General features: G+C 71.1%; 23 protein-coding genes. 9 read left to right on the plus strand and 14 right to left on the minus strand.

Features of this window, described 5'->3' with window-relative positions; all coding sequences use genetic code 11:
- Positions 1 to 230 precede the first annotated feature (230 nt).
- A complete protein-coding gene (locus ACGFSC_RS00985; protein ID WP_359897754.1) occupies positions 231 to 659 on the minus strand; it encodes a hypothetical protein in 429 nt (142 codons plus the stop codon).
- A 789-nt stretch (positions 660 to 1448) separates the two neighbouring features.
- On the opposite strand from ACGFSC_RS00985, the gene ACGFSC_RS00990 reads away from it, so the two are divergent.
- On the plus strand, positions 1449 to 2420 hold the full coding sequence (locus ACGFSC_RS00990; RefSeq protein ID WP_359897755.1) for a hypothetical protein: 972 nt from the start codon (positions 1449 to 1451) through the stop codon (positions 2418 to 2420).
- Positions 2421 to 2757: 337 nt separating this feature from the next.
- On the opposite strand, the gene ACGFSC_RS00995 is transcribed toward ACGFSC_RS00990, so the two are convergent.
- The 6 genes from ACGFSC_RS00995 to ACGFSC_RS01020 all read right to left on the minus strand — a co-directional run bounded on the left by ACGFSC_RS00995 (position 2758) and on the right by ACGFSC_RS01020 (position 9491).
- The gene (locus ACGFSC_RS00995) at positions 2758 to 3375 is read right to left on the minus strand and encodes a hypothetical protein (protein WP_359897757.1); all 618 of its coding nucleotides are present in this window, start codon (positions 3373 to 3375) and stop codon (positions 2758 to 2760) included.
- Positions 3376 to 3429: 54 nt separating this feature from the next.
- On the minus strand, positions 3430 to 4065 hold the full coding sequence (locus ACGFSC_RS01000; protein WP_359897758.1) for a hypothetical protein: 636 nt from the start codon (positions 4063 to 4065) through the stop codon (positions 3430 to 3432).
- A 221-nt stretch (positions 4066 to 4286) separates the two neighbouring features.
- Entirely contained in the window at positions 4287 to 5015 is a 729-nt protein-coding gene (locus ACGFSC_RS01005) for a hypothetical protein (RefSeq protein ID WP_359897759.1), read from the minus strand.
- A gap of 209 nt (positions 5016 to 5224) precedes the next feature.
- Entirely contained in the window at positions 5225 to 6358 is a 1134-nt protein-coding gene (locus ACGFSC_RS01010) for a hypothetical protein (protein ID WP_359897760.1), read from the minus strand.
- A 605-nt stretch (positions 6359 to 6963) separates the two neighbouring features.
- Positions 6964 to 7440 carry an ASCH domain-containing protein gene (locus ACGFSC_RS01015; RefSeq protein ID WP_359897761.1) on the minus strand — a complete coding sequence of 159 codons (477 nt, stop codon included), beginning with the start codon at positions 7438 to 7440 and terminating at the stop codon, positions 6964 to 6966.
- On the minus strand, positions 7437 to 9491 hold the full coding sequence (locus tag ACGFSC_RS01020; protein ID WP_359897762.1) for a GNAT family N-acetyltransferase: 2055 nt from the start codon (positions 9489 to 9491) through the stop codon (positions 7437 to 7439). Before ACGFSC_RS01020 ends, ACGFSC_RS01015 begins: the two co-directional genes overlap by 4 nt.
- Before the next feature lie 646 nt (positions 9492 to 10137).
- On the opposite strand from ACGFSC_RS01020, the gene ACGFSC_RS01025 reads away from it, so the two are divergent.
- Positions 10138 to 11406: a GNAT family N-acetyltransferase gene (locus tag ACGFSC_RS01025; protein ID WP_359897763.1), complete on the plus strand. Its 1269-nt coding sequence runs from the start codon at positions 10138 to 10140 to the stop codon at positions 11404 to 11406.
- A gap of 71 nt (positions 11407 to 11477) precedes the next feature.
- Here the strand turns inward: ACGFSC_RS01025 and ACGFSC_RS01030 are convergent, their stop codons facing one another.
- The 3 genes from ACGFSC_RS01030 to ACGFSC_RS01040 all read right to left on the minus strand — a co-directional run bounded on the left by ACGFSC_RS01030 (position 11478) and on the right by ACGFSC_RS01040 (position 14471).
- Positions 11478 to 11723 (minus strand): hypothetical protein, encoded by a 246-nt coding sequence (locus ACGFSC_RS01030; RefSeq protein WP_359897764.1) that lies wholly within the window; start codon positions 11721 to 11723, stop codon positions 11478 to 11480.
- A gap of 277 nt (positions 11724 to 12000) precedes the next feature.
- The gene (locus ACGFSC_RS01035) at positions 12001 to 13206 is read right to left on the minus strand and encodes a GAF domain-containing SpoIIE family protein phosphatase (RefSeq protein WP_359897765.1); all 1206 of its coding nucleotides are present in this window, start codon (positions 13204 to 13206) and stop codon (positions 12001 to 12003) included.
- A 329-nt stretch (positions 13207 to 13535) separates the two neighbouring features.
- Positions 13536 to 14471: a LysR family transcriptional regulator gene (locus ACGFSC_RS01040; protein WP_359897766.1), complete on the minus strand. Its 936-nt coding sequence runs from the start codon at positions 14469 to 14471 to the stop codon at positions 13536 to 13538.
- Positions 14472 to 14616: 145 nt separating this feature from the next.
- Here ACGFSC_RS01040 and ACGFSC_RS01045 point away from each other — a divergent pair, with 145 nt between their 5' ends.
- Positions 14617 to 15885 carry an MFS transporter gene (locus ACGFSC_RS01045; RefSeq protein WP_359897767.1) on the plus strand — a complete coding sequence of 423 codons (1269 nt, stop codon included), beginning with the start codon at positions 14617 to 14619 and terminating at the stop codon, positions 15883 to 15885.
- Positions 15882 to 16481, plus strand: coding sequence for a cysteine hydrolase (locus ACGFSC_RS01050; RefSeq protein WP_359897768.1), 600 nt, complete (start codon positions 15882 to 15884; stop codon positions 16479 to 16481). Before ACGFSC_RS01045 ends, ACGFSC_RS01050 begins: the two co-directional genes overlap by 4 nt.
- Before the next feature lie 334 nt (positions 16482 to 16815).
- Here the strand turns inward: ACGFSC_RS01050 and ACGFSC_RS01055 are convergent, their stop codons facing one another.
- Positions 16816 to 17934, minus strand: a complete 1119-nt coding sequence (locus ACGFSC_RS01055) for a nucleotide disphospho-sugar-binding domain-containing protein (RefSeq protein ID WP_359897769.1) — start codon at positions 17932 to 17934, stop codon at positions 16816 to 16818.
- 261 nt (positions 17935 to 18195) lie between these two features.
- Entirely contained in the window at positions 18196 to 18978 is a 783-nt protein-coding gene (locus tag ACGFSC_RS01060) for an alpha/beta hydrolase (protein ID WP_359897770.1), read from the minus strand.
- Between the two features lie 375 nt (positions 18979 to 19353).
- Here ACGFSC_RS01060 and ACGFSC_RS01065 point away from each other — a divergent pair, with 375 nt between their 5' ends.
- Complete coding sequence (locus ACGFSC_RS01065) at positions 19354 to 19833, plus strand: hypothetical protein (protein ID WP_359897771.1); 480 nt, start codon at positions 19354 to 19356, stop codon at positions 19831 to 19833.
- Positions 19834 to 20373: 540 nt separating this feature from the next.
- Here ACGFSC_RS01065 and ACGFSC_RS01070 read toward each other — a convergent pair.
- Both ACGFSC_RS01070 and ACGFSC_RS01075 read right to left on the minus strand, forming a co-directional pair.
- Positions 20374 to 21021, minus strand: a complete 648-nt coding sequence (locus ACGFSC_RS01070; RefSeq protein WP_359897772.1) for a response regulator transcription factor — start codon at positions 21019 to 21021, stop codon at positions 20374 to 20376.
- 117 nt (positions 21022 to 21138) lie between these two features.
- Positions 21139 to 22407 (minus strand): sensor histidine kinase, encoded by a 1269-nt coding sequence (locus ACGFSC_RS01075; protein ID WP_392862082.1) that lies wholly within the window; start codon positions 22405 to 22407, stop codon positions 21139 to 21141.
- A 348-nt stretch (positions 22408 to 22755) separates the two neighbouring features.
- Here ACGFSC_RS01075 and ACGFSC_RS01080 point away from each other — a divergent pair, with 348 nt between their 5' ends.
- The 4 genes from ACGFSC_RS01080 (at position 22756) to ACGFSC_RS01095 (ending at position 25632) form a co-directional block, all read left to right on the plus strand.
- Entirely contained in the window at positions 22756 to 23316 is a 561-nt protein-coding gene (locus tag ACGFSC_RS01080) for a heme-binding protein (RefSeq protein WP_359897773.1), read from the plus strand.
- Between the two features lie 156 nt (positions 23317 to 23472).
- Positions 23473 to 23898: a hypothetical protein gene (locus ACGFSC_RS01085; protein WP_359897774.1), complete on the plus strand. Its 426-nt coding sequence runs from the start codon at positions 23473 to 23475 to the stop codon at positions 23896 to 23898.
- Positions 23899 to 24004: 106 nt separating this feature from the next.
- Entirely contained in the window at positions 24005 to 24886 is an 882-nt protein-coding gene (locus tag ACGFSC_RS01090) for an NAD(P)-dependent oxidoreductase (RefSeq protein ID WP_359897775.1), read from the plus strand.
- 167 nt (positions 24887 to 25053) lie between these two features.
- Positions 25054 to 25632, plus strand: coding sequence for an NAD(P)H-dependent oxidoreductase (locus ACGFSC_RS01095; protein WP_359897776.1), 579 nt, complete (start codon positions 25054 to 25056; stop codon positions 25630 to 25632).
- The last annotated feature ends 184 nt before the right edge of the window (positions 25633 to 25816 follow it).

Genomic DNA, 25816 nt, shown 5'->3' on the forward strand with positions numbered 1-25816 from the left:
TGCGTTAAAGCCCCAAAGGTGAGATGCCTGACCTCCAGTTTCAATGATTGAATTTGCCCTGCGCTGCACTGTTCTCAAATGCGGCCGCAATCCGGGTTGTAGTCGCGGATGAGATAGCAATGCCACACACTCACGACAGGGCTGCCTTTGAGGCGTGCCGAAGGTTCCTGAATCTTCCGAAGCAGGTGCTCCGCCGCTGCTGCACTGAAGGCAAGATCTCCCTGGACGCCTCAGGTGGAGGACAGCAGCAATTTCAGGCGCTCCTGTTCGACTGTTTCTTCAGCTCGGACGAAGATCACCCGTGGGACCGCATGATCGGTCGAACGTTCCGGCAGTTGATCTGCTACTTCAGCTGGGTGGCGCCGCAGCCTGATCGTCTGCTTATTCGGACCAACACCGCAGACCGAATTGCCAGTTACCTTCTGCCTCATACTCGAGTGTTCGATGATGGTTCGTATGAACACTCGGGAATTGCTGGGCTGCGCGTTGACGGGTTCAGCTCCGACACTATCCACCTCTGTCATATCCCGACTGGTGGGCGGCTTGACCTGCAGGACACCAGCCACTCGACTTCGGCTCGGTTGATGCGGTACTGCTTTCAGGGGGAGCTGGAGTCTCGGATCAAGAGTGAGGCCGATGACGGGCGCGATCCCGTTCATGCGAATTCGTCACTCACTGCGGCCGAAGAAGCAGCAAGTGATCACTGGGCTCCGAGCCCATCTACGTCCTTGCGTAGTGCCTTGATGGCCCGGTCCCATCTGTGGTGGTACACGCTCCGGCATGGCGCAGCCTTGGTCAGGCCGAGGCGGAGCAACACCGTTCAGTGCCTTCGATGGGACGTGGGTCGGTCCTGTGAGCAGATTGGCAGCCTGTTGACGTCAGGGCCGTTGAGCATCCCTGGGGCCTTGTTTACGCCGCCGAGCCACGAATTCGACGTCAGTCTTCTTCGGTTGGACTCGGTGTCGATTGAACTTCGTACGCCACTGGTGACTCGCGGCACCGTCCACCCGTGGAATCAGTTGCTTGACGTCGAGCGTGGGAATGAAGAGCGTCGCCGAGCTCGCCAGCTGGCCGAGCTGAGTCCTGCAACCGCACGTCGCGATAATCCGATCGCTTGATCTGGATGCCTGCTCGAGTTCGGGCCCCGGACCACGGTGTGGTCCGGGGGGCTGGCCACGGCCTCAGCTACATGAGGGAAACAGTTAGGCACGACAGGCCGCAGCGGCGCGGCCGAACTCGGGCGTGTGTTTCCAAGTGTCGATGACACCATGTCAGGCTGTCGGGTACTCTCCTGGTATGGCCGAGGCGACGGCCACGGTTGTGTGTTCCGGCCCGTGCCCGGACACGCTCAACAGCCGGAAGTTCAGTCATCGCAATCTCCTCGGCCTGTCGTGCTCTTCGCACGCATGCACCGAGGCACGGGTGCGTGCATGCGAGAAGGTTGCGCGATGGCTCGGAACGTCTTCGGCAAGGTGATGTCGCCGCATCTGCGACCGGCCATTCCAGATGAGGTTGCCGAGATCGTCGGTTACCTACAGGAAGTTCTGCGCTACTGCGCCCCCGATCGAGCTGGGCACGGGTGGGCCAGGATGTGCATGTACAGGGCCAGTGACGCGATGGACGCAGTCGGGCACCTGGCTGGCCTGATCGCCGCGCAGCTGGAGCGTGACGGGGAAGACCGCGCGGTCATCCAGCGCATGCTTCGGGCCGATCAGGAGTGCCTTCGTACGGCAGTGGCGGTTCCCTTGGCAGGGGAACGGGGTGCGGAGCGCGACCTGAGGCTAATGCCTGAGTGGCTCCACCTGCGTGTGCAGGGATCTGTGACACGGGTGGTGCTCAGACTCTATGTGCTGCTTCGTCACTGTAGCGGTGAGCCGGACCGGAAGTGGCCCGCACGATGCCTGTTCGCGTTGTCCGAAGCCATGGACGAACTGGGTCGACTCATCGGCACGATTGCCGCGCTCCACGCGAACGTCATGGACCAGGAAACGTTGGGGCGCTATCAGCACTTGTTCCAGCAACGGTCTCGGACGGAGTTGCCCGGCGAGGATGACAGGGCACAGCTAGCCGGCGTGTTGGGCCTGCCGTACGAAAACCCCAGTTCTGTTTGGTACTTCAGTGCTCGGGCGAAGGCCACTCGCCCGGCCAGGTCCAGCTGGAGCGGCATGCCCGAGGCAACGGTCGCGATGGCGCTGACGATGCTGGGCGATGCCTTTCATGGTCAGCGGTGGGAGCGGCCTGACGGCAACCCGCAGGAATATGTACAGACCGCAGCGCTGGCATGTCTCCACGGGCTGACGGCCGCCGCGTGGGACGACGAGGGCCTGCCGCTGTACTGGCTGCCCGAGGACGAGCGGCGGTCCGCACTGGCGGTGGCTGCCGTCTTGGCCCGCCGCACCCGTGCCGATCGGAGGCACTGATGCGACGGTCGTACGACTTCGCCGCGAGCGCCGACGTACTACGGGGACTGTCCGTGGGCACAAGGTGGGGTGCGCTTGCCATCCTGATGCTCACGGCGGTGGCAGTGATCTCGCTCGCCATCGGCCTGATTGCGGTCTGCCGCGCTGACCGGAAGGACATTCCTGCGGTGTTGAGGGCACTAGCGGGCTGGTTCCCTTGGGGGCAGCGGAACCGGGGGCGATGACAGCCCATGACCTGCGGTCGTTGGTGTTTGGTAAGGAGCCACCTGGGTGCAGATGTCGGGACGCGTCGAGTCAGGAGGATCGCCAGCAGGCGAGGATCAGGTGACCGTCGTGGTCACCCGCCACTCGCCTGGGAGGGAAGCTCGGTCACCACGGTCCATGGCCGGTGACCGTCGCGGTGGCACTCCGCTCGCAGACGCACAGGCTGAGTTGCGTTGCGGGTGTGCCAGCCGAACGGGTCGCCCTCGAACCAGCTCGGAGCTGGCGTGTACTCCATGAGGCGGATCAGCTGCTCACCGCGCTCCAGATCAACGAGCACGGCTTCCCGGCCCGGTTCCAGGACGCTGTCGACATCCGGCCGGAAACGGTAGGGCCCCCAGATCATCCGGGCCAGCTCCTGGGGCCGGCGATCAGGATCTGCAGCGAGCGCCGCGTGGTCAATGCCGGCCTCGTCCCGCACGGACAAGGTGATCCGGTCAAGACGGTCGAGACCGACCGGCCCCACCAACTCGACCCGCAGCGCCCTGGGGGAGCCTGTGGAACCGTCCAAGGTGAACCGCAGTTCGGGCGTGAGGTCCCGATGCCAGCGATCCCGTTCAATCTGCGCCATCTCCTGAGCTGTCGCCGCAGACGCCGAGGCGGCGGCCGCCGCCTGCCGCGTCGCCCACACGGTCAGACCGACAGCCAAGAGGGCCGCTATCGCGCTGACCGCAGTCCAGAACGTCTCGTCCATGGCGCGGGACGATACTCGCCTGTCGGGTGAGCTGCCATGCTCTTCTTCGAGCGCTCAGTGGGTGAGCCCGTCGATCAGCTTGCCGAGGTTGCGCACGGCCCGGTCGGAGGCACCCCGGGCTGCCAGCGTACCCAGGACGACGTCTCGTTCCAGCGCCCCCGCGCTCTGCAGGGTCTGCAGGATGCGGCGGGCCTGCTCCTTGCCGAACTGGTCGCCGAAGCCGTTGTTCTTGTAGAAGTTCAGTTGCTCGATGGCCTTCGCCACCTCGGGACGGAGTCCTGCTGGCTGCTCATCGGGCCTGGTCAGATCAACCGCACCCAGCTGACTGGCCCAGCCGCGGAGCGGAAAGCCGCCGATACTCTCCACGATGGCGAGCGACGACCCGCGAGCAAGTCCGGCGGCGAAGTTGAGAGTCTTCTCGTCCGGAACGTAGGCCAGGACGGGCCCGATGCCACTGCCCACACGGCTCCGCGCGGCGCGCGGCGTAGTGACGGTGTGCTCGGCTGCGAAGGTGCGCAACGAGGGAATCTGCTGCTCCACGCCGAAGGCGTTGACCACAAGCACACCGGAGGCGTCCTGCTCGGCGCACTCCCGCCGGACCCACGCCACAGCAAGGTCCGCAGCCAGTTCCCAATCCCGCTCGGGATCGTCGTCCGGCACCCAGGCCGCCCGCACGAGGCTGTTCGCCATGGTCGAGTCCTCTCCCGCAAGCAGATCGCCGAGATGCGACCTGACCGATCACGTTAGCGGCCACCTCTGACAGTCAGAGGTGGCCGCTGTCGGCCGGAACCGGCGGGCCTAGAGGCCGCAGGGTGAGCCAGAGACCAGCAAGTTCGACCCATGTGGTCACGGTGCCCGGCAGTTGTTCCGTCAGGCGGCGCTTGTGGTCATTGATTTGGGTGGCCAAATCCTCAAGCTGAGATTCCCTGAGCAGCCGCGCTCCTGACTTCGGCCTCCGCGAGCTGCGCGGCGAGGATCCTGAGCCGCGGGAGGTATGCCTCGACGTCGTCGATCACCCGGCGGAGGTCAGTGGCGTTGAGATCAGTCCAGTTGTCGAGGAGCATCCCACAGGTCGGTTCGCCATCGAAGGTCGCCAGGCGAGCGCTGAGATAGGGCCTGCCTCGGCCGGGGTTGAGGGAGTCGACGGTCTCAAGGGTGATCTCGGTACCCTCGCAGTCCGGGTGGGGTACGGCGCCCTTCACACACCACGGATGAGTACTGCAGCCGTTGATGACTTGCGGGGCGCCGACAGCAGCGAGGTGTTCGGCCTCTTCGTCGATCCGGGAGGCCTGGTTGCGCAGCTGTGCGGCGAAGCCGTGAGCCTCGTCCCGGTTCATCTCCAGGCTGGCACCGTAGCCCCAGCCTTCGATGATCGGTTCGCAGCCTTCCTCTGCCAGCCAGGTGCGGCGGACGGTGAAGACCGGATTTCCGGAAGGATCGTAGATCGTGTGCTCCGGCCCGTGGTGGTCGAACTGGTTGCACGGAACCACATAGCTGGCCGGGTCCGAGTGATTGATGATGCAGCCGAGCATCTCGGTGGACGGCTGAGCGCCCGACAGTGCGGCTTCCGGACTCGATGTCGAACGAGGAGGCACTGAGGGTTGCGCAGGGAAGCTGACGAGGGGGGCATTGTCCGGCATATCGCTCCGTAGGTAGCGGGACTCGACGCATTCGTGACTCTCGCATCGGCCGTCGAGCGGTTGGATCTAGATTGGGAAACCGTGCTGACGCGCGTCTTCGGATAGGTACGCTGCTCGGGCTGTGAGCCGCGTCCAGCAGGCGAAGTTACGGCATCGCCGGATCCGGACTAATCTGCCCGTTCGCCCGCGCCAGGGGCAGTGCAGACAGGTCACTGCTCGATCCGCGTTGGAGGAACATCCTGTCGTTGAACCTCGGCGTGTTCTGCTGGGATGCCGGGCTGGTCAGTTTGGTTGCCCGTCGAGGTGTCTTCAGCCGTTGTCGGGATACGTAGTCTCCTCAGGGCGAGGACGCCTGCCGCCGTGATCACCGAGACGATGGGAGTCGCCACCACATCCGGCAAACCGATGAGGTTGATGGTTACGCCCGCGGCGACGAGTGCGGCGACCAAGGCCAGGTTGCCGATCACGCCAGCCACCGTGGAGGCGGGGCGTGAGTCTCGGTGCCATTCAGGATCGTCGATCAGGACGTCATCGTCAGCGAGCTTCACTGTGGCGCCGATCGTGTTGGCCGACCGGGTCGCATGCCGGAGGACGGACGCCAGGATCCTGGCCAAGTCAGTCCGGGACGCAGCGTCTTCGGACAGCAGTCGGATCTTGGCTGCTTGGACATTGCGGACGATCAGGTAGGCGCGGCCCCGGACGCGTTGTCGCAGGACGTGATCAGCATCCTTCGGTACGAAGCGTGCTTGGCGTTCCAAGGTTGAACAGAGCTCACCCACAGTCTTGGACACGGCGCCGTCCTTCGTCCGGCCCCGGCGCTCGGGGCTGTCCTCGGCAATTGCCTCCAGCGCGGCCAGGGCCGCATGCACGGTCCATTCCCGCGGGACCGAACGTGTGACTGCTCTTCGGTCCGTTTCGGCGAGGCACAGAGAGAGGACGAGCAGACCCCAAGGAAGTAGAGGTGCAGTGCTCTTGAAGATGTGGTGGTCCGGGTCGCCCATGGAAAGACCCAGCCACATGGCGAACGAAGCGACGAGCGGGGGAGCCCAGATCACGCCCATGCCGGCCAAGGATCGCGATCGGTCGGCGATGGTTCGCTCCAACGAGGCGGCATCGGGGAGCTCATCGGCACTCACCCCGCTGTTCTCCAGATGGCGGTGGGCGTTTTGTGCGCGCTTACGAGCGATGGACCGGAGAAAGGAGTCGAGGGGACGTAGACGGCATAGCCAGTTGCCGGGCACACGCGGACCTCCGACCCACACGGAGATCAAGGAGACCAGGGCGAAAGCCAGGTAGATGCTCACGCAGTAGAAGGCCAGTCCGAGGGCGATGTATGCCGTCATGGGCCGAGCTTTGCAGATAGGCCTGACACCGTCAGACGAGTATCTGGCGGGGTTCCGGCCGCGTCTCGGAACCGGGATCCTCTCTGTTGTGGCGGCGGTTCGAGTTCCTTCGACTGTTTGCTCGGCAGGCTACCGTTGGGCCGGACGCAACAGGCTGGGGCAGCGGTGAGCCTTGTCCCACGAAGGGCCCGGGGGTGGTCCGCTGTCGTTGTCGATGATGACGGCCTTCCTGGGCGCAGCCAGCGCGGGGAAGGCCAATGAGGTGGGGACGCGGTCCTGGGAGACAGCGGGCCGCGGCTGGTGGCCTGGGCGGTGGGGCTGGAGGTGTCAGCACTGGTCGAGCAAGCCGAGCGGGAGTCCGTGGCGGATCTGCTCGTGGCGGAGGTGCTGCGCAGCTTCGGCAGGTCAGGGCGCTCGCCGCTGTGATGAGCGGGAAGAGCGCCGGTGGGCGGCGGCGCGCGGGGTGCCGCGGCTGCTGCCGGCTTCAACCCGTCGTCCTGCACGGCCCGGAGCAGCTGAAGATGCCCGGGTGGCCGGTGAAGTGTCGATGGGGCGGGCAGACTGCCGACGGCACTCCACTGGCTCGAGCGGCGCCTTGAGGGGCGCTAGGCGAATGCCGGGGCGCCCAGGGCACCAAGAAGGACAGACCCGACAGCCGGGGAGGCCTCGGCGATCCGCCGGAGGGCTTCACTTGGCAGATACCGGTAGCTCTGCGGCGGGTGGAACGTTCCGGCGGACCTCAAGGTGCTGAGCGTGACGGGCTCCTCGAAGGTGGCCGGTGCCTCCAGCGTGAGGCCACTGGCCTGGGCGGCACCGCTCATGTACTCGTCGTACTCGCGACGGGTGATCCCTGTGCGAGAGCGGCTGGCGGCCCAGACCTCGCTCGGGGATCCGACATGGACGGAAGCGACGCGGGCGGTGCCGACCAAGGCCATCGTGGGAGCCGTGGCGTAGATCACGACAGGGGTCCCAGGGGGAACGGCGACTCGCTGCCGGCGCACCTCAACGGTCTTGCTGCCCGCAAGGATCGCGGTGGCAAAACGCGGGTGGACTGAGAGCAGGAGTGCGCGTTCCTGGTTCACGTCGGTCGGTGCCCTTCCTGGTAGGCCACTTCGAACAGCCTGTTGTCGATCTTCGTCAGCGACATCACGGACAACGGTAGACCCAGACCCTTCGCCAGGGACTTCAGGCGTCGGTACGTCACCGGATTGGGGAAGAGCTCGGTGTCCGAGAAACGCAGAGCCATGGCCGTACCTGACGTGGAGTTGGCCACCTTTTTGCGGATCTCCTCCAGACCATATACGCCCAAGTGTTCGAATTGGGCAAAGAGGGCCTCGGCTGTGTCGATGACCACCTGCTCAAGCCGAGAGCAGCCGATCGCCATCTGTCCTTCCTGGCTGGACGGGTCCTGGCTGACGTACCAGAGGAGGCGGGCTGGGACGCTCTCGCCGCGGTGTCCCGAGGAGCGGTAGTAGGCGTGCTCCCTGCTGATCCCCAGCTCGTTCCGTCGAGGCAGAAGGGACACGGGCATGTTGAACAGTTCGGTCGACCAGACAGGGTTGATCGGGACGATGAACGACGGCAGCTCGGAGTCCATGACCTTGGCAGGCCACCACGATCGCTCAACGACGCTGGCGACCTCAGCCGGCAGCCCGGTGGGGAGAGCCAGCGCCGTCGTGCCCAGCTCTCGTGCTGCAGCATCGGCGGCTTCGGTGACGACTGCTGCCGTTCCACAGACATCCACGACGAGCGCCGCCAGACCGTCCTGGTGAGCGAGGAAGCCGTCATCGCGAGCTGCGGCGTGTGCCGCGGTGGACGGGAACGGGTCGGTGATGTGCACGACGTGGGCACCGTACGAGCGGGCGGTCTGCTTCAGCGTGAACAGCACCTGGCGGGAGAGGGTCTCTTCGAGCGGATGGGTAGCGGTACGCAGAACCGGGACGAGGAGCGTCCGTCCGTCTACAGACCAGGCGTACAGCGCAACCGGGTGCCCGTCGCCGTCACGGATGAGCTCGCGGCGCCAGCTGAGGGGGCTCCGCTCCAGGCTCTTGAGACGGTTCGCGAAGTCCGATCCGCTGTCGCTGCTCGATTGTTCGAAGAGCGCGACCAGCTCGGCCTCACCGCCCGGCGCGACCTCGCTGATCCGGAACTCGGTGCCCATGAGATCGGCCGGCCGGTACACCTGGGCCTGCCGCAATTCGTCGACGTGCATTGCCACGTCTGATGGAGCCACGATGCGGACTCCGACGGCATTCCATGCGACATCGGCCAGTCGTGTCAGCGACGGGTCATGGGTGGCCAGCACGTGCACTCCGGAGGCTGCGGCCTCGGCGACGTATCGCAGTCGCGCTTCAAGCTCCGTTAGCTCGGGATCGGCCTTGGCCGCTGCGTCCAGCAACTGGCGGCTCCGCAGTGCCACAGTCCGTGGATCGGGGCTGAGCTCGCGAAGGCCAGCGGCCGCCGCTCGCTGGTGGACGCGCTCGGCCTCATTCTCAATGTCCCGGATGTCCTGGTAGAGGTGCGGGGTGAAGACCAGCTCAACCAGATCGGTCATCCATCCGGCTTCGAGCGCCTGGGACTCGGCTGCTTCTGAGGACGGCTTCCGTCCGCGGAGATCGGCGAAGACGCCGTGGTCGATCGCGACGGTCAGCTGCGCGTCGCTGTCCACCTCGGCGAAGAGGCTGGGATGGCGGAAATCCAACCACCAGCCGTCCAGTACGTGCCCTTGCTTGCTGCGGCCCTTCACCTCGCCGCGCGGGATGAATCCGAGCTTCGCCCACATCCCGGTGAGCCCATAGTCACGCCTGCACTTCGCCTTGATGCCGAAACGCTGGCCGTGGTGGGCCCGGATGGTTTCGATCAGCAGCCGGGCGATGCCCTTGCTGCGGTGTTCCTCGGCTACGCAGAGATGGGCCAGTCGAACGTGGGGCGTCCGCTTCGGCAGGCCGAACAGCGCATACCCGACGACCACACCGTCCTCGATGGCTGCGAGAAGTCCGCCGTCTTCCGCCATCTTCGAGTAGGCGGGCGGTGTCATCAGTCCCAGCGTCTTGGTGTAGCGATCACCGAGCGCGATGGACTCGGCCAACAGCTCATCCTGCGCCGGAGACACCGATACGACCTTGATCCCCATCGGACCCCCTCAACTGAGCTGCACCGAGCAGCCTCGTTCTCAGCCATGTCTGTCTCAGCAGGCACCTAAACCTCGGAAGGGCGATTCCGTTGCCAGCCGTGCCAGATCCGTGCCAGAACGGGTGGAGAACGGTGGACAGCAGCGGTCCACGCCGGGCCCCCGAAGGGCTGGCCGGGCTGGTATCCGTGCAGGTCAGGAGCACTTGTCGGCCTGAAGGCCCAAAGATTCCCAAGCTTAGAGCGCGAGTTCGATTCTCGTCGCCCGCTCCAGCGGTAAAGCCCCAGGTCAACGACCTGGGGCTTTCGCATTGTCCGGACCGATCCGGACCGCTCCGGACCGGTCCGGCCCTGCCGCGCCCGCCCTGGAGGCCGCGGGGAGTCGGCTGCATGGCGGCGAACGCATGTGCCATGCGCGGGAGTTGACGTTCACCATCCATCCGGGTGAGCACCGTGGCGATCGACGGAGCGTTCCGGGGCGAGCGTGTCCGGGCGGTCAAGGGTCCGGATGCGGCCCGGGGCGTCTCGGGGTGCTGGGTGCGCGCACCGGCCGTGGCCGTCCGCCCTGGCGAGCGACCGGGCCGGAGTCGGCCGATGATGGAAGTCCAGGGGCGCGCGACGTTCGAGAGCGGCGTATGCGAGAGCGGCGAATGGCTGTATGGCATGTCCGGGACTTCACTCCGGACGACCTCGAAGCGATGGTCCGGCTCGACGCCGAGAGCGCCACCACGGATCGCGCCGCCGTCTTCCGTCTCTCGGACGTGGTCGCCGCGCTGCAGGCACGGAATCCGAGCGTCGTCGTGGTCGCGGACGGCCATCTGGTGGGCGCGGCGGTGGGCCGGGTGGACGGGGACCGGGCATGGGTGCTGCGCATCGCCCTGCACCCCGCCTGGCGGAACCTGGGCATCGGCACCGCCCTGCTGTCCGCGCTGGAGCACCGTCTGCGGGACGCCGGCGCCAGGATCGTCGCGGCGTTGCTGCCCGATGAGGAGACCGGCGCCACCGCACTGGTCAACTCCGGATTCCAACCCCACCGGGGGCTCACGTACTTCGAGAAGTCGGAGGCCGTCAGTGCCCAGGGCGCGACGGTCCTGGCGATGCTGGGCGCGGTCATGCCCGAAGCCCGTCTCTGGGAGCGGCTCACGGGCATGGCCGACGAGAAGCGGCTCATCGAACGGCGACTGGTGCTGCCCCTGGCGAACCCCGAGCTGGCGGACGCCCACGGAGTGGAACCGCCGCGCGCGGTCGTGCTGTTCGGCCCGCCGGGCACGGGCAAGAGCACGTTCGCCAAGGCCGTGGCCGGCCGGCTCGGCTGGCCGTTCATCGAGATCTTCCCCTCCCGGCTCGTCTCCGAGGACGGGCTGGCCACCGGACTCAGCCGCCGCTTCGAGGAGGTGGTGCAGCTCGACCATGTGCTGCTCTTCATCGACGAGGTCGAAGAGGTCGCCGGGACACGCAGCCTCGCCGCCCCCGCTTCGGTCGGCGTGGTCAACGAACTCCTCAAGTCGATCGTGCGGTTCCGTGACCGCGACGGCCGGCTCCTCGTCTGCGCCACCAACTCGGTGGCCGCGCTGGATCCGGCGTTCCTGCGCCACGGCCGGTTCGACTACGTCCTGCCGGTCGGGCCACCCGACGCCGCGGCCCGCGACGCGCTGTGGGCCGGCTACACGGCGAAAACGGGCACCGCCGCGGACACGGCGGTGCTCGCGGAAGCCAGCGAGGGCTTCACTCCCGCCGACATCCGGCAGGTCGCCATGGCGGTCGCCCAGAGCACGTTCGAGCGCACGCTCGACACGGGGGAGCGGACCCAACCCGGCACCCAGGACTATCTGGACGCCATCCACCGCACCCGTCCGACCGTTTCCGAGGAGATGGCCCGGGAATTCGCCGACCAGGCGGTCCGCTACGGGCGCGTCTGAGGGGCCGCCCCGTACCCGCGGAGCGTCCGACACCGGGGCGTACCCGGAGCGGGGGCCGGCGCGGACCGCCGTCAGTACTCGGCGCCTTTTCGCAGGTAGCTGCCCATGACCTGGAGCCACGCCCCGGGGCCGAAGCAGACCTCGATCCGGTAGGGCGTGTCCTCGAAGACCCGCAGGACGCGCAGCGCACCACTGGGATGCAGGTCGTACTCGAAGGTGACGCCGTCCGCACCGTCCTCGTACTGCATGTCCAGCGGCCCCTTCGACGGCTCCGCCGGCACCCGGGCGTCGGCCGAGAGCTTCACGTAGACGGACATCTCCCCGTCCCGCCTTTCCTGTCTGTCCGAGGAGCCCGGCCCACGAGGCCGCCCCGCAGGAGGCCCCGCCCGGTGGCTCGGAGCCGATGCCGGTGGCGACGAAGGACCTGCCGGGCCGAGTCGCTTCCCACCGGTCTCACCGTGTCGTCGCCGACCGGGGACCGGTCGCTTCGTCCGACACGGTTCGCCACCCGTCCGCGGACGACATCCCCACGGTACTCCGCCCGCACCGGCCCGGCCCGGCCGGTCACGAGAGCCGTGGTGAGGGGCGGCCCGCTCAGCGCCACTCGATCAGGAACAGGGTCGCGTCGTCGCTCGTCCGCCCGCCGCGCTTCTCCTTCAGGACGTGGGAGAGCGCGCGCACCACGGCCCGCACCCCGTCCTGCGAGCGCTCGACGCGGTTGACCCAGTCGATGAGCTGTTCCTCCCCGAACTGCTCCCCGCCGGCCTCGCGCTCCTCGACCAGGCCGTCGGTGAAGCACAGCACCCGGTCACCGTGCCGCAGCACCCGCTCGCTGATCACCGGCTCCTCACCGCCGAAGCCGACCGGCAGGGTGGTCTCGCTCTCCAGCCGCTCGACGACGACGTGGTCGCGGATCAGCAGCGGTTGGGGATGGCCGGCGTTGACCCACTGCAGGTGGCCGGTCCCGGTGTCCAGGCGCATCATCTGCGCGGTGACGAAGTGGTCCGGCCCGAACTGCTCGGCAATGGCCCGGTCCATGAACGCGTAGATCTCGGCGAGTCCGATGTCGGCGCGCCTGGCGTGCCGGTACGCGCCGATGGCCACGGTCGCCATGGTCGCGGCGTCCAGCCCGTGGCCCATCGCGTCGATCGTGGCGACGTGCAGGAGGCCGTCGTTGAGCGCGTAGTCGAAGCTGTCCCCGGCCACCTGGTAGGCCGGTTCGAGGATCCCGGCCACGGCGACCTGCGGAACGGACAGCGACAGCGGTGGCAGCAGCGACCACTGGATCTCCGCGGCCACGCTCATCGGTTCGAGGCGCCGGGCCTGGAAGATCCGGTCGGTGTAGCCGCTCTTGGTGACCAGCAGATCGGCGACCAGGGCGGCGAGGCGCCGCAGCAGCGGCCGGTCGCCCTCGTCGACCGCGTCCAGGGTGAGGGCCAGAACCCCCACCTCGTCGCCGCCGTCCAGCAACGGCAGGTACAGCCGCACCCCGTCGGGCCGCGGCTCCTCGACGGCGACACCGCGCAGGAAGGCCGCGCCCGCCGGGGAGCCGTCGATCGGCACCGGCTCCCCGGCGGCCAACCCCCGCCCCGGCAACGGCGCCAGCACCAGCTGGCCGTAGTCCTGCAGCAGGAGCGCCGGGTCGCGGCCGCCGAGCCCGCGCACCGCGGCGGCGACCAGCGGGGCGATCAGCTGGGGCGGCAGCTCATGGGTCTGATCGAGCAGCGTGCCCAGCAGGCGTTCGCCGTGCCCCTCCGGCCGGTCCGGTCGCGCCGCGCCGGACCGCTGCTCACCGCTCATCGCTGTTCACCGCTCATCCCTGCCCGCCGCCGCCCCGCTCGCGCCGCCGTTCTGCTCCCGCGCGGGCACTCGACACCGGCTCGATCGACCCCGGCACCCCGGTGCAGTCCGCCGGGGCGGGTCCTTCCATTACGCCCGACGGCGGTGCATCGCGCCCTCCGGCCACGTCCCCCTCACGGGTGGCCGCCGGCGGGGATCCCGGGCGGGGCGGAGCACGGCCCCCGCCGCGGCCGCTGTTTCGGTCGGTCCGGCTCCGTCCCTTCCGCGTTGTCCGGACCGGCCGGTTCGGGCCGGGGTGGGCCGGTTCGGGCCGGGGTGGTTCGGGGAGGTCAGTGGGGGAGGGCCCAGGCGGGGGTCCAGGTGTCCGGGGCGGCGGGGTCCGCGGGGGCGGCCGCGAGGTGGGCGCGGAGCGTGGGCAGCGCCGGGTGGGGGTTGTCGCGGTGCCAGAGGAGGGAGTGGGGGTAGACGGGCGTCGGGTCGGTCACCGGGATGCGGCGCAGGCCGTGGCCGGCGGGCCAGACGAGACGGGTCCGCTCGCTCATGAAGGTGGCCAGGGCCGGGGTGTCGGCGATGGTGTCGAGGAGCACGTCGGAGCCGAAGTTGGGGCCGGTGGCCTCGATGGTGAGGCCGAACTCGGCGACCAGGTCGGCGTAGTAGGCGCCCCACTCGGTGCCGGGGGCGATGCCGGGCATCCAGATCCGGTGGCCGACCAGTTCGGCGACGGTCACGGACCCGGCGTCCGCGAGGGCGTGGTCGGGGCCGGTGAGGAGTTGGAGCGGTTCGTCGAGCACCCGGACGGACTCGATGTCCTCGGGCAGGGGCCTGCCGGGCGCGGCGACGGCGCGGAAGGACGCGTCGATCGTGCCGGAGCGGATGGCGGCGACGGCGGTGTCGATGTCGAACAGCATCAGCACGTCGAGGTCGATGTCGGGGTGGCTGCGGTGGAAGCCGCGCATCAGGCCCGAGACCGCGCCGCGTGAGTTGATCACGTCGACCCGCAGCGGGCGGCGGCCGGCGCGCACGGACGCGACCGCCCGCTCGGCGACCCGCAGCAGCTCGCGGGCGTGAGGCAGGAACGCCTGCCCGTCGATGGTCGGTTCGGCGCCGCGCGGGGTGCGGGTGAACAGCCGCACGCCGAGGTCGCGCTCCAGTGCGGCGACGCGCTTGGAGACGGCCTGCTGGGTGACGGACAGGTCGACGGCGGCCTTCTGGAACTGGCCGGCCTCCGCGATGGCGGCGAAGGTGCGCACTGCTTCGAGGTCCACGCAACCCACCTTAGGGAACAACCGGGGGTTGTGCGGAGTGGGTGAATCGGTTGTTTGACCTGCCGCAGTGGCGACCGATTGGCTCTCACCGGTCAACCCCGGTTTGTTCGGCCGGGGTCGGGACGTCGAGGGGAGCGCACCGCGCATGACGGGCGGGAAACGGCTGGGCCGGCGGTTCGGATGGCTGTGGGCTGCGTACGCGGCGAGCGCGTACGGGTCCGGACTGGGGTTCGGGGCACTGCCGCTGATCGCCGTCCTGGTGCTGCACGCCGGGCCCGCCGAGGTGTCCGCGCTGTCCGCGGTGGGGCCCGCGGTGGGTGCGCTGGTCGCGGTGCCGCTCGCGCCGTGGGTGGAGTTCCGGCGCAAGCGGCCGGTCATGATCGCGACGGACCTGATCCGGTTCGCGGCCATGGCGACGATCCCGGTGGCCTACGCCTTCGGGTGGCTCGGCTTCGTCCAGTTGCTCGTGGTCTCGATCGTGATCGCCGCGGCCAAGATCGCGTTCGGCGCGGCCAGTGGGGCCTACCTCAAGGCGCTCGTCCGGCCGGAGGACCTGCTCGTGGCCAACGCACGCTTCGAGTCGACGAATTGGAGTTCCATCGCGATCGGGCCGCCGCTCGGCGGGGCGGCGATCGGCTGGTTCGGGCCGGTCACCACCGTGGTGGCCGACGCGCTCAGCTACCTGCTCTCCGCGCTGGGCATCACCGCGATCCGCGACCGGGAGGAGCCGCCCGTCCGGGCCGGCGGGAAGCCGCTCCGGGCCGGCGCGGTGCTCGACGGCTGGCGACACATCCTGGGCGACCCCGGTCTGCGGGCGCTCTACCTCAACAACATGCTCGTCGCCGGTCTGATCATGGCCACCGAGCCGGTGCTCGCCGTCCTCCTCCTGCGCCAACTCCACTTCGCCCCTTGGGAGTACGGCCTCGCCTTCGCCGCCCCCTGCCTCGGCGGGCTGATCGGCTCCCGGCTGGCCCGGCGGGTCGTGGAGCGCCACGGGCGGGACCGGGTCTTCCGGGTCGTCGGCACCCTGCGGGCCGTCTGGCTGATCGGCCTGGCCTTCGTCCGCCCCGGCGTGATCGGGCTCGTCACCGTGATGGCCGTCGAGCTGGCGATCATCATCAACATGAGCCTGTTCAACCCGGTGCTCGCCACCTACCGGCTCGAACGCACGCCCAAGCACCTCGTCGCCCGCACCCTGTCGGCCTGGTCGATCGGCCAGCAGGCGTCCATCGCCGTCTGCACCGCGCTCGGCGGACTGCTCGCCGACGCCACCGGCCCGCGCACCGCCCTCACGGTCGCGGGACTGCTCATCCTCGCCACCCCCTTCCTGCTTCCCCGACCCGACCGGACGCGGCCGGACGCCGTACCGGGCACCCCGCCGGCCGCACCATCCGTACGGAGGACACCCGCATGAGCACCGACCGGGCACTCGACCCCGCGCACACCGCCCTCCTCGTCCTGGACTGCCAGCCCGCGATCCTGGCCGCGCTGCCCGGGGACGGGGACCGCGAGGCCCTGCTCGGCCGGGTGGCCGGGGCGATCGCCGACGTCCGCGCCGAGGGCGGCACCATCGCCCACGTACGCGTCGGCTTCACCGAGGCCGACTGGGACGCCGTCCCGGCCGCCAACACCACCTTCGCCCCGCTGGCCCGGCACCGCGCCATGCACCACGAGGACCCCGCCGCCGCCGTCCACGAGCACCTGGCGCCCGGGGACGGCGACATCCTCGTGCGCAAGACCCGCTACGGGGCCCTGTCCACCACCGACCTCGACCGGCGGTTGCGCGAGCGCGGCATCACCACGCTGGTCGTCTGCGGCCTCGGTACCGGCGGCGCCGTCCTGTCCACCGTCCTCGACGCGGCCGACCGCGACTACCGGCTCCTCGTCCTGTCCGACGGCGTCGCCGACCCGGATCCGGAGGTCCACGAGGTCCTGCTCCGCCGGGTCCTCCCCTCCCGGGCCGACGTCGTCGACACCGCCGGGCTGCGCGCCCTGCTCCGGGGCGACTGACGGGCCCGAACCCGTCCCGCCCCCGGCCGCCGCGCCGACCCGGTGCGGCGTGCGGCGTGCGGCGTGCGGTGTTCGCGGGGCGGCAGAGCGTCGAAGTGGCCGGGATCGATCTGGTTCCGGGGCGCCTCCAGCTGGTAACCGGTGGGCGGAGCCGGCTGGCGCGGGTGGGCGTCGAGCCCCGGCGCGACCCGGTCCCGCCGACGGACGCCCGCCGACGGACGCCCGCCGACGCCGACCGACAGACGGCCGCAGACGGCCGCAGGCCGGTCGGCCCGCGGCTGTCGTGCGGCGTCCGGGTGGGCCGGAGCCGGCAGTGGATCAGTGGATCAGTGGATCAGCGGCGGGCGGCGAGGCCCTCCAGGCTGGGGACCAGGGTGGCCGGGGTGGGCAGGGCGGCGTTGTCGGCCTGCAGGCGGTGGGCGGCGTCGCGCAGCGCGGCGTCGGTGAGGATGCGGGTGAGCAGCGGGGTGTCGACGGCGTCGGAGGTGGAGCTCAGGGCGGCGCCGGTGGCGGTGATGGCGTCGGCGTTGAGGAAGTGGTCCGCGCCCTGGGGGAGCAGCAGCTGGGGCAGGCCCGCCTGGAGGGCGGTCAGCATGGTGCCCGAGCCGCCGTGGTGGATCAGCGCGTCGGCGCGGCCGAGCAGTTCGTTGAGCGGGACCCAGGGCAGGCCGCGGACGTTGGCGGGCAGGGTGCCGAGCGGGGCGAGGTCGGCGCTGCCGACCGCGAGCAGGAAGTCGGCGTCGACCTCGGCCGCCGCCTCGACCAGGCGGACCACCGCGCGGACGCCGTCGAGTTCGGCGAGCACGGTACCCAGGGTGACGACCGCCCGCGGGCGGTCGGCCTTGCGGAGGAACTCGGCCGGGACGATGCCGCCGCCGTTGTACGGGACGTAGCGCATCGGCAGGCCGTCCGGGTCGCCGCCGAGCGGGCCGACGTTGAGCACCGCGGCGATGCCCGGGCCGGTCAGGCCGCGCTCCTCGTACAGGTCGGACACGTGCGAGGCCACCAGCTCGGTCATGGGACCGCCGGGGCTGGCACCGAAGTTCTGCACCACCGACGGGATCTTGAGCTGGGCGGCGACCAGCGGGGCGGCGGCCGCGAAGGAGTCGTGGACGATCAGGTCGGCGCCCCAGTCGGTGGCGGCCGCCAGCAGACCGTCCACGTCGGGACGGGAGGCTCGCGCGAACATCGCGGCCGCCATGTCGAGGATCTCGTCCTGGGTCCTGTTCTGGTTGACGTACTCGACCTTGCCGCCGAGAGCCTCCTCGATGATCTCCCGCAGGCCCCGGCCGTCGCCGATCTGGACGATGGGGAAGCCCGCGGAGCGGATCAGCTCGACCGGCTGTCCGACGGCGAACAGGACCTCGTGCCCGACGGCGCGCAGCGCCTGGGCGGTGGGCACCATCGGGTAGAGGTGACCGGCCGCGGTGGGGCCGGTGAAGAGTATGCGCATGGTGGTCTCCTTGCGGATGTTGCTGACAAGGCAGTCTCACCTTTGAAGTTGACGTTCAGTCAATTTGATTAGGATCACCATGCGCGGTAATCGGCCTTTCTGGAGCAGGGCTTGCCTCTCGGGCAATGGTGTGCTCCGCGCGCCGGTCGCCCGGGCCGTGCGCGCCCGCCGGCCGGACCCCCCGTACGCCGCCGCCCGCTCCCTCCCGGCGGTCGGTTGCGCGGCGGCCGGTTGTGCGACGGCCGGTCGCACGGCGGTCGGTCACGCGGCCGTGAGGAAGTCCCGGACGGTGCCGGTGAACGCCTCGGTCTCCTCGGCGAGCACGATGTGGCCGGTGTCGAACTCGGCGTAGGCGCTGCCGGGCAGGGCGGCGTGCAGCCGGCGGGCGTTCTCCACCGGGACGGTGGCGTCCTGGGTGCAGCCGATCACCAGGGCGGGCGCCTGGACGCGCGGGAGCAGCGGGCCGAGGTCCAGTCCGAGGTTGAGGGCGATGTGCCGCAGGGTGCCCGGAGTCGGCTGCATGTAGGCGGTGTTGGCCTGGACGGCGGCGCGCCCGATCCGGTCGAGGAAGCCGCGGCTGAAGGCGGTGAGGGTGGCGTAGCCGCCGAACGCGGCGGGGTGGTCGGCGAGCGAGAGCCAGGTGGCCATGGAGAGCCGCAGGTACTCGTCCTGTTCCGCGCTGATCCACCCGGCGGCGGCGATCAGCCGGCGGACCCGCTCGGGGTGCAGGGCGGCGGTCGCGGTGGCGACGACGGCGCCGAGCGAGAAGCCGAGGACGTCGGCGGGGCCGCGTCCGGCGTCCTCGATCACGGCGGCGACCTGGGCGGCCAGCGCCTCCAGGGTGAGCGGCGTGCCGTCGTCGTCGGCGGCCTCGCTGCCGGAGAGGTCGGGCAGCAGCACGGTGCAGCGGTCGGTGAAGGCGTCCAGCAGGCCGTCCCACATGGCCGAGCCGGGGCCGGTGCCGTGCACCAGGACGAGGGTGTCGGGGCCGTCGCCGACGACGCGGTAGGGGATGCGGGCGGTGCCGACGGTGATGACGGGCATGGCGGGTCCTCTCGACAGGGGGCGGACGGTGGGTCAGAAGACGTGCGGCAAGCGGACGGACGGCGGTTTCGGCCCGGCGGCTCGGCACAAGAAGTAAACTACACGGTGCAGATCAGTGATTCAACTGCACCGTGCAGTGCACTTTGAGGGTGTGGGAACGGTGAGGGATGGAGCCGGGAGGGGAACTGCCCGTACCCGCCCGCCGTCCAAGCAGTGACGGAATGCCTGCCCGGGTTGAACACCGGGAGGAGTACGGAGGGCCCTGTGCAGTCAGGTGGTGCCGAGCTGAACGTCGGATGTCCGGGCGGCGGCCCCGGGGGCGCGAGGGTCGCGCCGGTCCGTCGGCCGGGGTCCGGGCCGGGGTCGGAGCCGGGGGTGACGGTCGATCAACTCGACGCCGCCGAGCACTGCGAGACGCTGCTCCAGGACACCCTGGACGCCGTCCGTCCGGCGCCGGTCTGGCAGGGGGCGCCCGCACGGGCGGGCGCGCGGCTGCCGCTGCCGGGGCGCGAGTCGGAACTGCTCTGGTACGTCACCCGGGGTCGGGACCTCCTCACCGTCGTCTCGCTGCCCCGGCGGGCGGTGCTGGCGGACGTGGTGGAGCGGCACTGGCGGCGGCGCGGCTGGACGATCACCTCGCTGAACGCCGGCCAGGATCGCCCGGGCGTCGCCGCGACCACCCCGGACGGCTACCGGCTGGCACTGCGCTTCGGCGAGTCGGGCGAGGCCGGGCTGACCGCGAGTTCGCCGGGAGTGGCCCGCTCGGAGCGGGGCCCGGTGCTGTCCGGGAGCGTCGACCACTGCGCGCCGCCGCTGCCGTACGTCCGCTGTCCGTACTGGAGCGCCCTGGCGTAGACGCCGGGACGCGCCGGGACGCGTCGGGACGCGTCGGGGAGGCCGGAGGAACTGGTGGAAGGGGACCGGGGGAGGCGTGGAGCGAGTCCCCCCGGACCCGCTCCACGCCGCCTCGTCGCGCGGCTTCGGCGCTGCCGCTCCCCCCGACACCCCGGGCAAACCCGCCGTTCCCCCCTGGCCACACCCTCCGGCGAGAGCGGTCCGCACAGGCCCCGGCGAGCCCCCACCCCCCGGGGACGTCGTTGATCTCAAACTAACAAACCGCGTGGTTGGTTTGTCAATAGCGAAATCCACGAAACATCCACATTGTGGCGAGGCCCTCGGCGGGACCCGAAAAGGCCTCGGACCAGGGAGTTGTGGCCGATCCGGGACGGCCGGCGCCCGAGCCGCCCGCACCGGGCCGGTGGAGCTCACGGGCGGGCACCGGCTCGGAATCCGACATTCCGAGCATCATGGCAGCACGCAGTGACACCGGGCGGGCGCCCAGCGCAGCCGGGAGAACGGAGAACGGGGAGCGGGGAGCGGGGAGCGAGTCCGGCCTCAGCACAGCAGCCGGCGCTCCTTCGCCACCGCCACCGCGCCCGCCCGGGTGTCCACGCCCAACTTGTCGTAGATCCGGCCGAGGTGCGTCTTCACCGTGGCCTCGCTGATGAACAGCGCCCGGGCGATCTCCCGGTTGCCCAGCCCCTGCGCCAGCTGTTCGAGGATGTCCTGCTCGCGTTCGGTGAGCTGCGGTGAGGGCGCCCGCATCTGCGCCATCACCCTGGAGGCGACCGGCGGCGAGAGCACCGTGCGGCCCTGCGCGGCCGCGTGCACGGCGGAGAACAGCTCCTCCGGCCGTTCGGCCTTCAGCAGGTAGCCGGTGGCGCCGGCGGCGATGGCCCGGGTGATGTCGGCGTCCGTGTCGTAGGTGGTGAGCACCAGGACGTGCGGTCCGCCCGGGGCGGCGGTGATCCGCCGGGTGGCCTCCACCCCGTCGATGCCGTCGCCGAGTTGGAGGTCCATCAGCACGACCTGCGGCGCCAGCCGGGCGGCCAGCGCGACGGCCTCCTCCCCGGTGCTCGCCTCGCCGACCACCTCGATGTCGCCGGCGCTCGCCAGCAACGCCAGCAGCCCGGCCCGCACCACGGCGTGGTCGTCGCAGACCAGCAGGCGGACCGGGGTCGTCCGGACGGGAGTCGTGCTCATCTCTGCTCCAAGGTCATGGCCGCGCCGGGCCCGTCGGCGTTCCGGGCCGGGTTGCCGCGCCGGGCCGGAACGCCGCGCCGGGCCCGTCACCGCGCCGGGTGCACGGGTGATCCGCACTCATCGCTGCGTCAGGGGGATCGCGGCGGAGACGACGGTGCCCTCACCGGGCGTGCTCTCCACGGTCAGCCTGCCACCCAGCTGCCGGAGCCGGGCCCGCATCGCCGGCAGGCCGTACCCGCGCCCGCCCCCGGGGCCGGCCGCGTCCGGGTCGAAGCCCTGTCCGTCGTCCGCGATGTCCAGCACGGCCTGGTCGCCGAGGAAGGACAGCGTGATCGCGGCGGCCGAAGCCCCGGCGTGCTCGCGGACGTTGGCCAGTGCGCCCTGGGCGATCCGCAGCAGCGCGGACTGCGCGGCCGTGGGCAGCGGCACCGGCGTGCCGTCCAGGTGGAAGCGGACCGGCAGCCCGCTCTCGGCGGACTCCCGCTCGGCCAGCGACCGCAGCGCCCGGTCGAGGGTGCGGCCGTCGGACAGCTCCACCGGGGCGAGGCCGTGGACGAAGCGGCGGGCCTCGGCCAGGTTCCGGGCCGCCACCTCGGCGGCGGTGCGGACGTGGGTGCGGGCGGTCGCCGGGTGGGTGTCCCAGGTGCGCTCGGCGGCCTGGAGCAGCATCTGCTGACTGGACAGGCCCTGCGCCAGGGTGTCGTGGATCTCCATCGCCAGCCGCTCGCGCTCGGCCAGGGTGCCCTCCCGCCGCTCGGTGGCGGCGAGTTCGCGCCGGGTGCGGACCAGATCGGCGATCAGCCCGCGCTGCCGGGCGGCCTGCCGGGCCATGACGAGGAAGACGCCGGTGGCGAGCCCGGCCACCGCGGGCGGCAGCAGGACCAGGGTGGCGTCGGCGCCGCCGGGCAGCCGGATCTCGGCGATCACCACCAGCAGGGTCAGCGCCCCGACCAGCGGGATGGCCGCCCTCGCCGGCAGCACCCGCAGCACGCTGTAGATCAGCGGGACGGCGCACCAGGCGAAGCTCGGTGCGAGCAGCACCAGCACCACCCAGAGGGCCACCACCAGGGCCAGCGGCCACCGGCGGGGCCGGCCCGGGGCGGGCGGACGGCGGTGGTCGAGCCAGGACCCGGCCGGCCGGGCGACCGCGAGGGCCGCGCTCAGCCCGATCACCCAGGGCGCCTGCGCGGTGCCGGAGTGGTGGGTGAGGTACCGGTTGAGCGAGGCGGCGAGCAGCAGCAGGAAGGCGGAGTCCAGCAGCAGTGCCAACCGGCCCGCGTCCGGGTCAGCGGTGTCGCGGGTGTCGCCGGTGCCGAGGGCGGCGCGGTGGTCGGCGCCGGTGCGGTCCGCAGCGCCGCGGCCGGCGGTCGGGCGGGGCTGCTGCACGGGTGGCTCCTGGCTGAACGGGTGGTGCGGGCGCGGTCGGCGCCGGCCCGGACCGGCCTGCACCGGCCCGTACCGTCGCGGCCCGGCCTCGCACCGACCTGCGTCGATCCCTCGATGGTGACCCGTCCGGCCCGGGGCCGCATCAGCCGATCGGTTGACCCCGGCGTCCACCATCATGCCCGGACGTCCGCGCCGGACCGTCGATGTGGCGGCGCCTTCCCCGGGCGGAGGATCGAAGCACGCCGCCGGGCGATCCCCCCAACGGCCCGGCGGCCCCGAACCCCCGCCCCACCCCGCCACACCCCACCCCGCCACACCCACCCCGCAGATCCGCTGAGGAGCTGGACCATGAAGAAGACCTCCGTGCGCACCCGGGTGCTGACCGGCACCGTCGCCGCCGCCGCGCTCGCCGCCGCCACCGTGGGCGCCGTCTCGGCCAGCGCCGAGTCCACCGACACCCCGGCCGTCCCGGCGGCGGCGAAGGCCGACACCCAGAACAAGAACCTGGCCGCGAGCAGCGGCCTGACCATCGACGCCGCCACCCGCGCCGCCCAGGCCGCCCTGGACGCGGCCACCAAGGCCGGCCAGCACGTGTCGGTCGCGGTCGTCGACCGCGACGGTGTCACCCGGGTGCTGCTGAAGGGCGACGGCGCCGGCCCGCAGGCCCCGGTCTCGGCCGAGCGCAAGGCCTTCACCGCGGTGTCCTGGAACGCCCCGACCTCGGAGCTGGCCAAGCGGCTGGCCCAGGCCCCGAACCTGAAGGACATCCCGGGCACCCTGTTCCTGGCCGGCGGGGCCCCGATCCAGTCGAAGGGCGCTCCGATCGCGGCCGTCGGCGTCGCGGGTGCGCCCAGCGGCGACCTGGACGAGCAGTTCGCGCAGGCCGGCGTCGCCGAGCTGGCGAAGTGACGTGAGCCCGGCCGCCGGACCGCCCCGCGCGAGGGGAGGGCCGGCGGCCGCTTCATGGCCTCGTTCGGGTGAACACCGGGAGGGTCGCCGCAGAACACGGGATGACCCTTCGAAAAGCCGGTGCCACTGTCAGTGGCGCGTGGCAGGCTTCCCGGTATGACGGCGTGGACCCTCAACGACATCGAACGTGCGATCCGCTCCTCCTGGGGTGTCGACACCTGTGCGCCCGAGGATCTGGCCCACTGGCGTCCCGACAATCCCGCCCGCGGCCAGTGCGGGGTGACGGCGATGGTGGTGCACGACCTGCTCGGCGGCGAGCTCATGATGGGCGAGGTGTACGTCGACGGGGTGCGGACGGACCTCCACTGGTGGAACCGTTTCGCCACCGGCTTCGAGATCGACCTCACCCGTGAGCAGTTCGGGCCGGACGAACTGGTCGGCCCCGGCCGCCCGGTGGCCCGGCCGGCCCGCCCCGGCCGGCTCCAGGCCCAGTACGAGCTGCTGCGCGGCCGGGTGGTCGCCGAACTGGAGCGCGGGGCGGCCGACGACCGCACCCGGATGCCGGCCCGCGCCTGCGCGTGAGCCGCTGCCCGGCCGCGGGTGCGCCGCCCGGTTCACCGGTCGGCCCGCGGGCGTTCTGACGTACAGTCGGTCGTGCACGAGCAGGTGCGGCGACGGGAGTGCGGGGATGACCGGGCGGACGATCGGCTTCGTGGGGCTGGGTTCGATGGGGCGCGGCATGGCCGGCAGCCTGCTGCGGGCCGGCCACACCGTACGGGTCTGGAACCGCTCGCCCGGGCCGGTGGCCGCGATGGTGGCCGAGGGCGCGGAGGCGGCCGACTCGCTCGCCGAGGTGTTCGCCGCCGACACGGTGGTCTCCATGCTCGCCAACGACACGGCGGTCGAGCGGCTGCTCGACCCCGCGCTGCTGGCCGGTGCCGCGGCGACCCTGCACGTCAACATGGCCACCGTCTCGCTCGCTCTCGCCGAGCGGGCCGAGGAGCGGTACGCCGAACACGGCATCGGCTACGTCGCCGCGCCCGTCCTCGGCCGTCCGCCGGTCGCGGCGGAGGGGCGGCTGAACATCCTGGTCGCGGGCGCGCCCGAACTGCTGGAACGGGCCGAGCCGCTGTTCGCCGCGATGGGCGAGCGCACCTGGCACTTCGGCGAGAGCCCCCGGCAGGCCAACACGGCCAAGATCAGCGCCAACTTCCTGATCGCCTGCGCGATCGAGTCGATGGCCGAGGCGTGCAGTCTGGCCGAGGCGCACGGCGTCCGGCCGACCGACCTGGTGGAGATGCTCAGCGGGACGCTCTTCCCCGGGCCGATCCACAGCGGCTACGGCTCGATGGTGGCCGAGCGCCGCTACGAGCCGGCGGGGTTCCGGCTGCCGCTCGGACTCAAGGACGTCGGCCTCGCGCTGGAGGCGGGGGCCGCGCGCAACGTTCCGCTGCCGTTCGGCAGCATCCTGCGGGACGCCTTCCTGGACGCGCTGGCCCACGGCGACGGGGACAAGGACTGGGCGGCCGTCGCGGCCGTCGCCCGCCGCCGGGCCGGACTGCCCGACTGACCGTCGGCCGGGCCGCCCCCCTGGCCCCGGCCCGCGCCCGGTGTTCCGCGCCCGGTGTCCCGCGCCCGGTGTCCCGCGCCCGCGGTTTGGCATGGGCGCGGAATAAACCGGCGTTCGGGGGCTGCTCACTCGTGCGTCCGCACCGTACGCACGACGGAGGAGTCCTGATGGCCGATCAGCCGTCCGGCGCCGAGGCGCCGCGCCGTTTCCTGTTCCTCGACGCCAGCGCGCGCGCCGACGGCAACTCGGCCCGGCTCGCCCGGCTGGCCGCAGGGTCGAGCCTGCCGGCCGGTGCCGAGCAGCGTTGGCTGCGCCTCGACGAGCACCCGCTGCCGCCCTTCCGGGACCTGCGGCACACCGGCGACGGCAGCTACCCCGAGCCGGCGGGCCACGAGCGGACGCTGCTGGACGCCACCCTGGCCGCCACCGACCTGGTCTTCGTCGCGCCGCTGTACTGGTACTCGCTGCCGACCAGCGCCAAGCTCTACCTCGACCACTGGTCGGCCTGGATGCGGGTGCCCGGGGTGAACCTCAAGGCCCGGCTGGGCGGCGGCACGCTCTGGGGCGTCACCGCGCTCGCCACCGGGGACGACAAGGCCGAGCCGCTGATCGGCACCCTCCGGCTGACCGCCGAGTACATGGGGATGCGCTGGGGCGGGGTGCTGCTCGGCAACGGCAGCCGCCCGGGCGAGGTGCTGGACGACGAGCGGGCGGTGATCGCGGCGAAGTCGTTCTTCGCGGACTGAACCCCGGGCCGGGGGCCGTGCGTTATCGCCCTTCGGGCGTGTACCCGTCACGCGGCGCCCCGGCGGTCGACCCGAGGCAAGGCGCAAAAGCCTTACGAGTGGCCAGAGTTGGATGATTCGGGCACTCCGCCCCCGGGTTCGATTCGCAGCGTGCCACCCGCCTTCCGGACCGGTCCGGTCGTTC

It is taken from the genome of Kitasatospora sp. NPDC048715 (assembly GCF_043198905.1).
GTDB classification, from domain to species: Bacteria; Actinomycetota; Actinomycetes; order Streptomycetales; family Streptomycetaceae; genus Kitasatospora; species Kitasatospora lactacystinica.

Bases quoted from the DNA above. Each gene is read 5' to 3' on its own strand.
- ACGFSC_RS01005 (WP_359897759.1), bottom strand. From the start codon at position 5,015: ATGCCGGACAATGCCCCCCTCGTCAGCTTCCCTGCGCAACCCTCAGTG.
- ACGFSC_RS01020 (WP_359897762.1), bottom strand. From the start codon at position 9,491: ATGGGGATCAAGGTCGTATCGGTGTCTCCGGCGCAGGATGAGCTGTTG.
- ACGFSC_RS01080 (WP_359897773.1), top strand. From the start codon at position 22,756: ATGAAGAAGACCTCCGTGCGCACCCGGGTGCTGACCGGCACCGTCGCC.
- ACGFSC_RS01070 (WP_359897772.1), bottom strand. From the start codon at position 21,021: ATGAGCACGACTCCCGTCCGGACGACCCCGGTCCGCCTGCTGGTCTGC.
- ACGFSC_RS01045 (WP_359897767.1), top strand. From the start codon at position 14,617: ATGACGGGCGGGAAACGGCTGGGCCGGCGGTTCGGATGGCTGTGGGCT.
- ACGFSC_RS01085 (WP_359897774.1), top strand. From the start codon at position 23,473: ATGACGGCGTGGACCCTCAACGACATCGAACGTGCGATCCGCTCCTCC.
- ACGFSC_RS01035 (WP_359897765.1), bottom strand. From the start codon at position 13,206: ATGAGCGGTGAGCAGCGGTCCGGCGCGGCGCGACCGGACCGGCCGGAG.
- ACGFSC_RS01000 (WP_359897758.1), bottom strand. From the start codon at position 4,065: ATGGCGAACAGCCTCGTGCGGGCGGCCTGGGTGCCGGACGACGATCCC.
- ACGFSC_RS00985 (WP_359897754.1), bottom strand. From the start codon at position 659: ATGAACGGGATCGCGCCCGTCATCGGCCTCACTCTTGATCCGAGACTC.
- ACGFSC_RS01010 (WP_359897760.1), bottom strand. From the start codon at position 6,358: ATGACGGCATACATCGCCCTCGGACTGGCCTTCTACTGCGTGAGCATC.
- ACGFSC_RS01060 (WP_359897770.1), bottom strand. From the start codon at position 18,978: ATGCCCGTCATCACCGTCGGCACCGCCCGCATCCCCTACCGCGTCGTC.
- ACGFSC_RS01050 (WP_359897768.1), top strand. From the start codon at position 15,882: ATGAGCACCGACCGGGCACTCGACCCCGCGCACACCGCCCTCCTCGTC.
- ACGFSC_RS01030 (WP_359897764.1), bottom strand. From the start codon at position 11,723: ATGTCCGTCTACGTGAAGCTCTCGGCCGACGCCCGGGTGCCGGCGGAG.
- ACGFSC_RS00990 (WP_359897755.1), top strand. From the start codon at position 1,449: ATGGCTCGGAACGTCTTCGGCAAGGTGATGTCGCCGCATCTGCGACCG.
- ACGFSC_RS01090 (WP_359897775.1), top strand. From the start codon at position 24,005: ATGACCGGGCGGACGATCGGCTTCGTGGGGCTGGGTTCGATGGGGCGC.
- ACGFSC_RS01025 (WP_359897763.1), top strand. From the start codon at position 10,138: ATGGCTGTATGGCATGTCCGGGACTTCACTCCGGACGACCTCGAAGCG.
- ACGFSC_RS01095 (WP_359897776.1), top strand. From the start codon at position 25,054: ATGGCCGATCAGCCGTCCGGCGCCGAGGCGCCGCGCCGTTTCCTGTTC.
- ACGFSC_RS01055 (WP_359897769.1), bottom strand. From the start codon at position 17,934: ATGCGCATACTCTTCACCGGCCCCACCGCGGCCGGTCACCTCTACCCG.
- ACGFSC_RS00995 (WP_359897757.1), bottom strand. From the start codon at position 3,375: ATGGACGAGACGTTCTGGACTGCGGTCAGCGCGATAGCGGCCCTCTTG.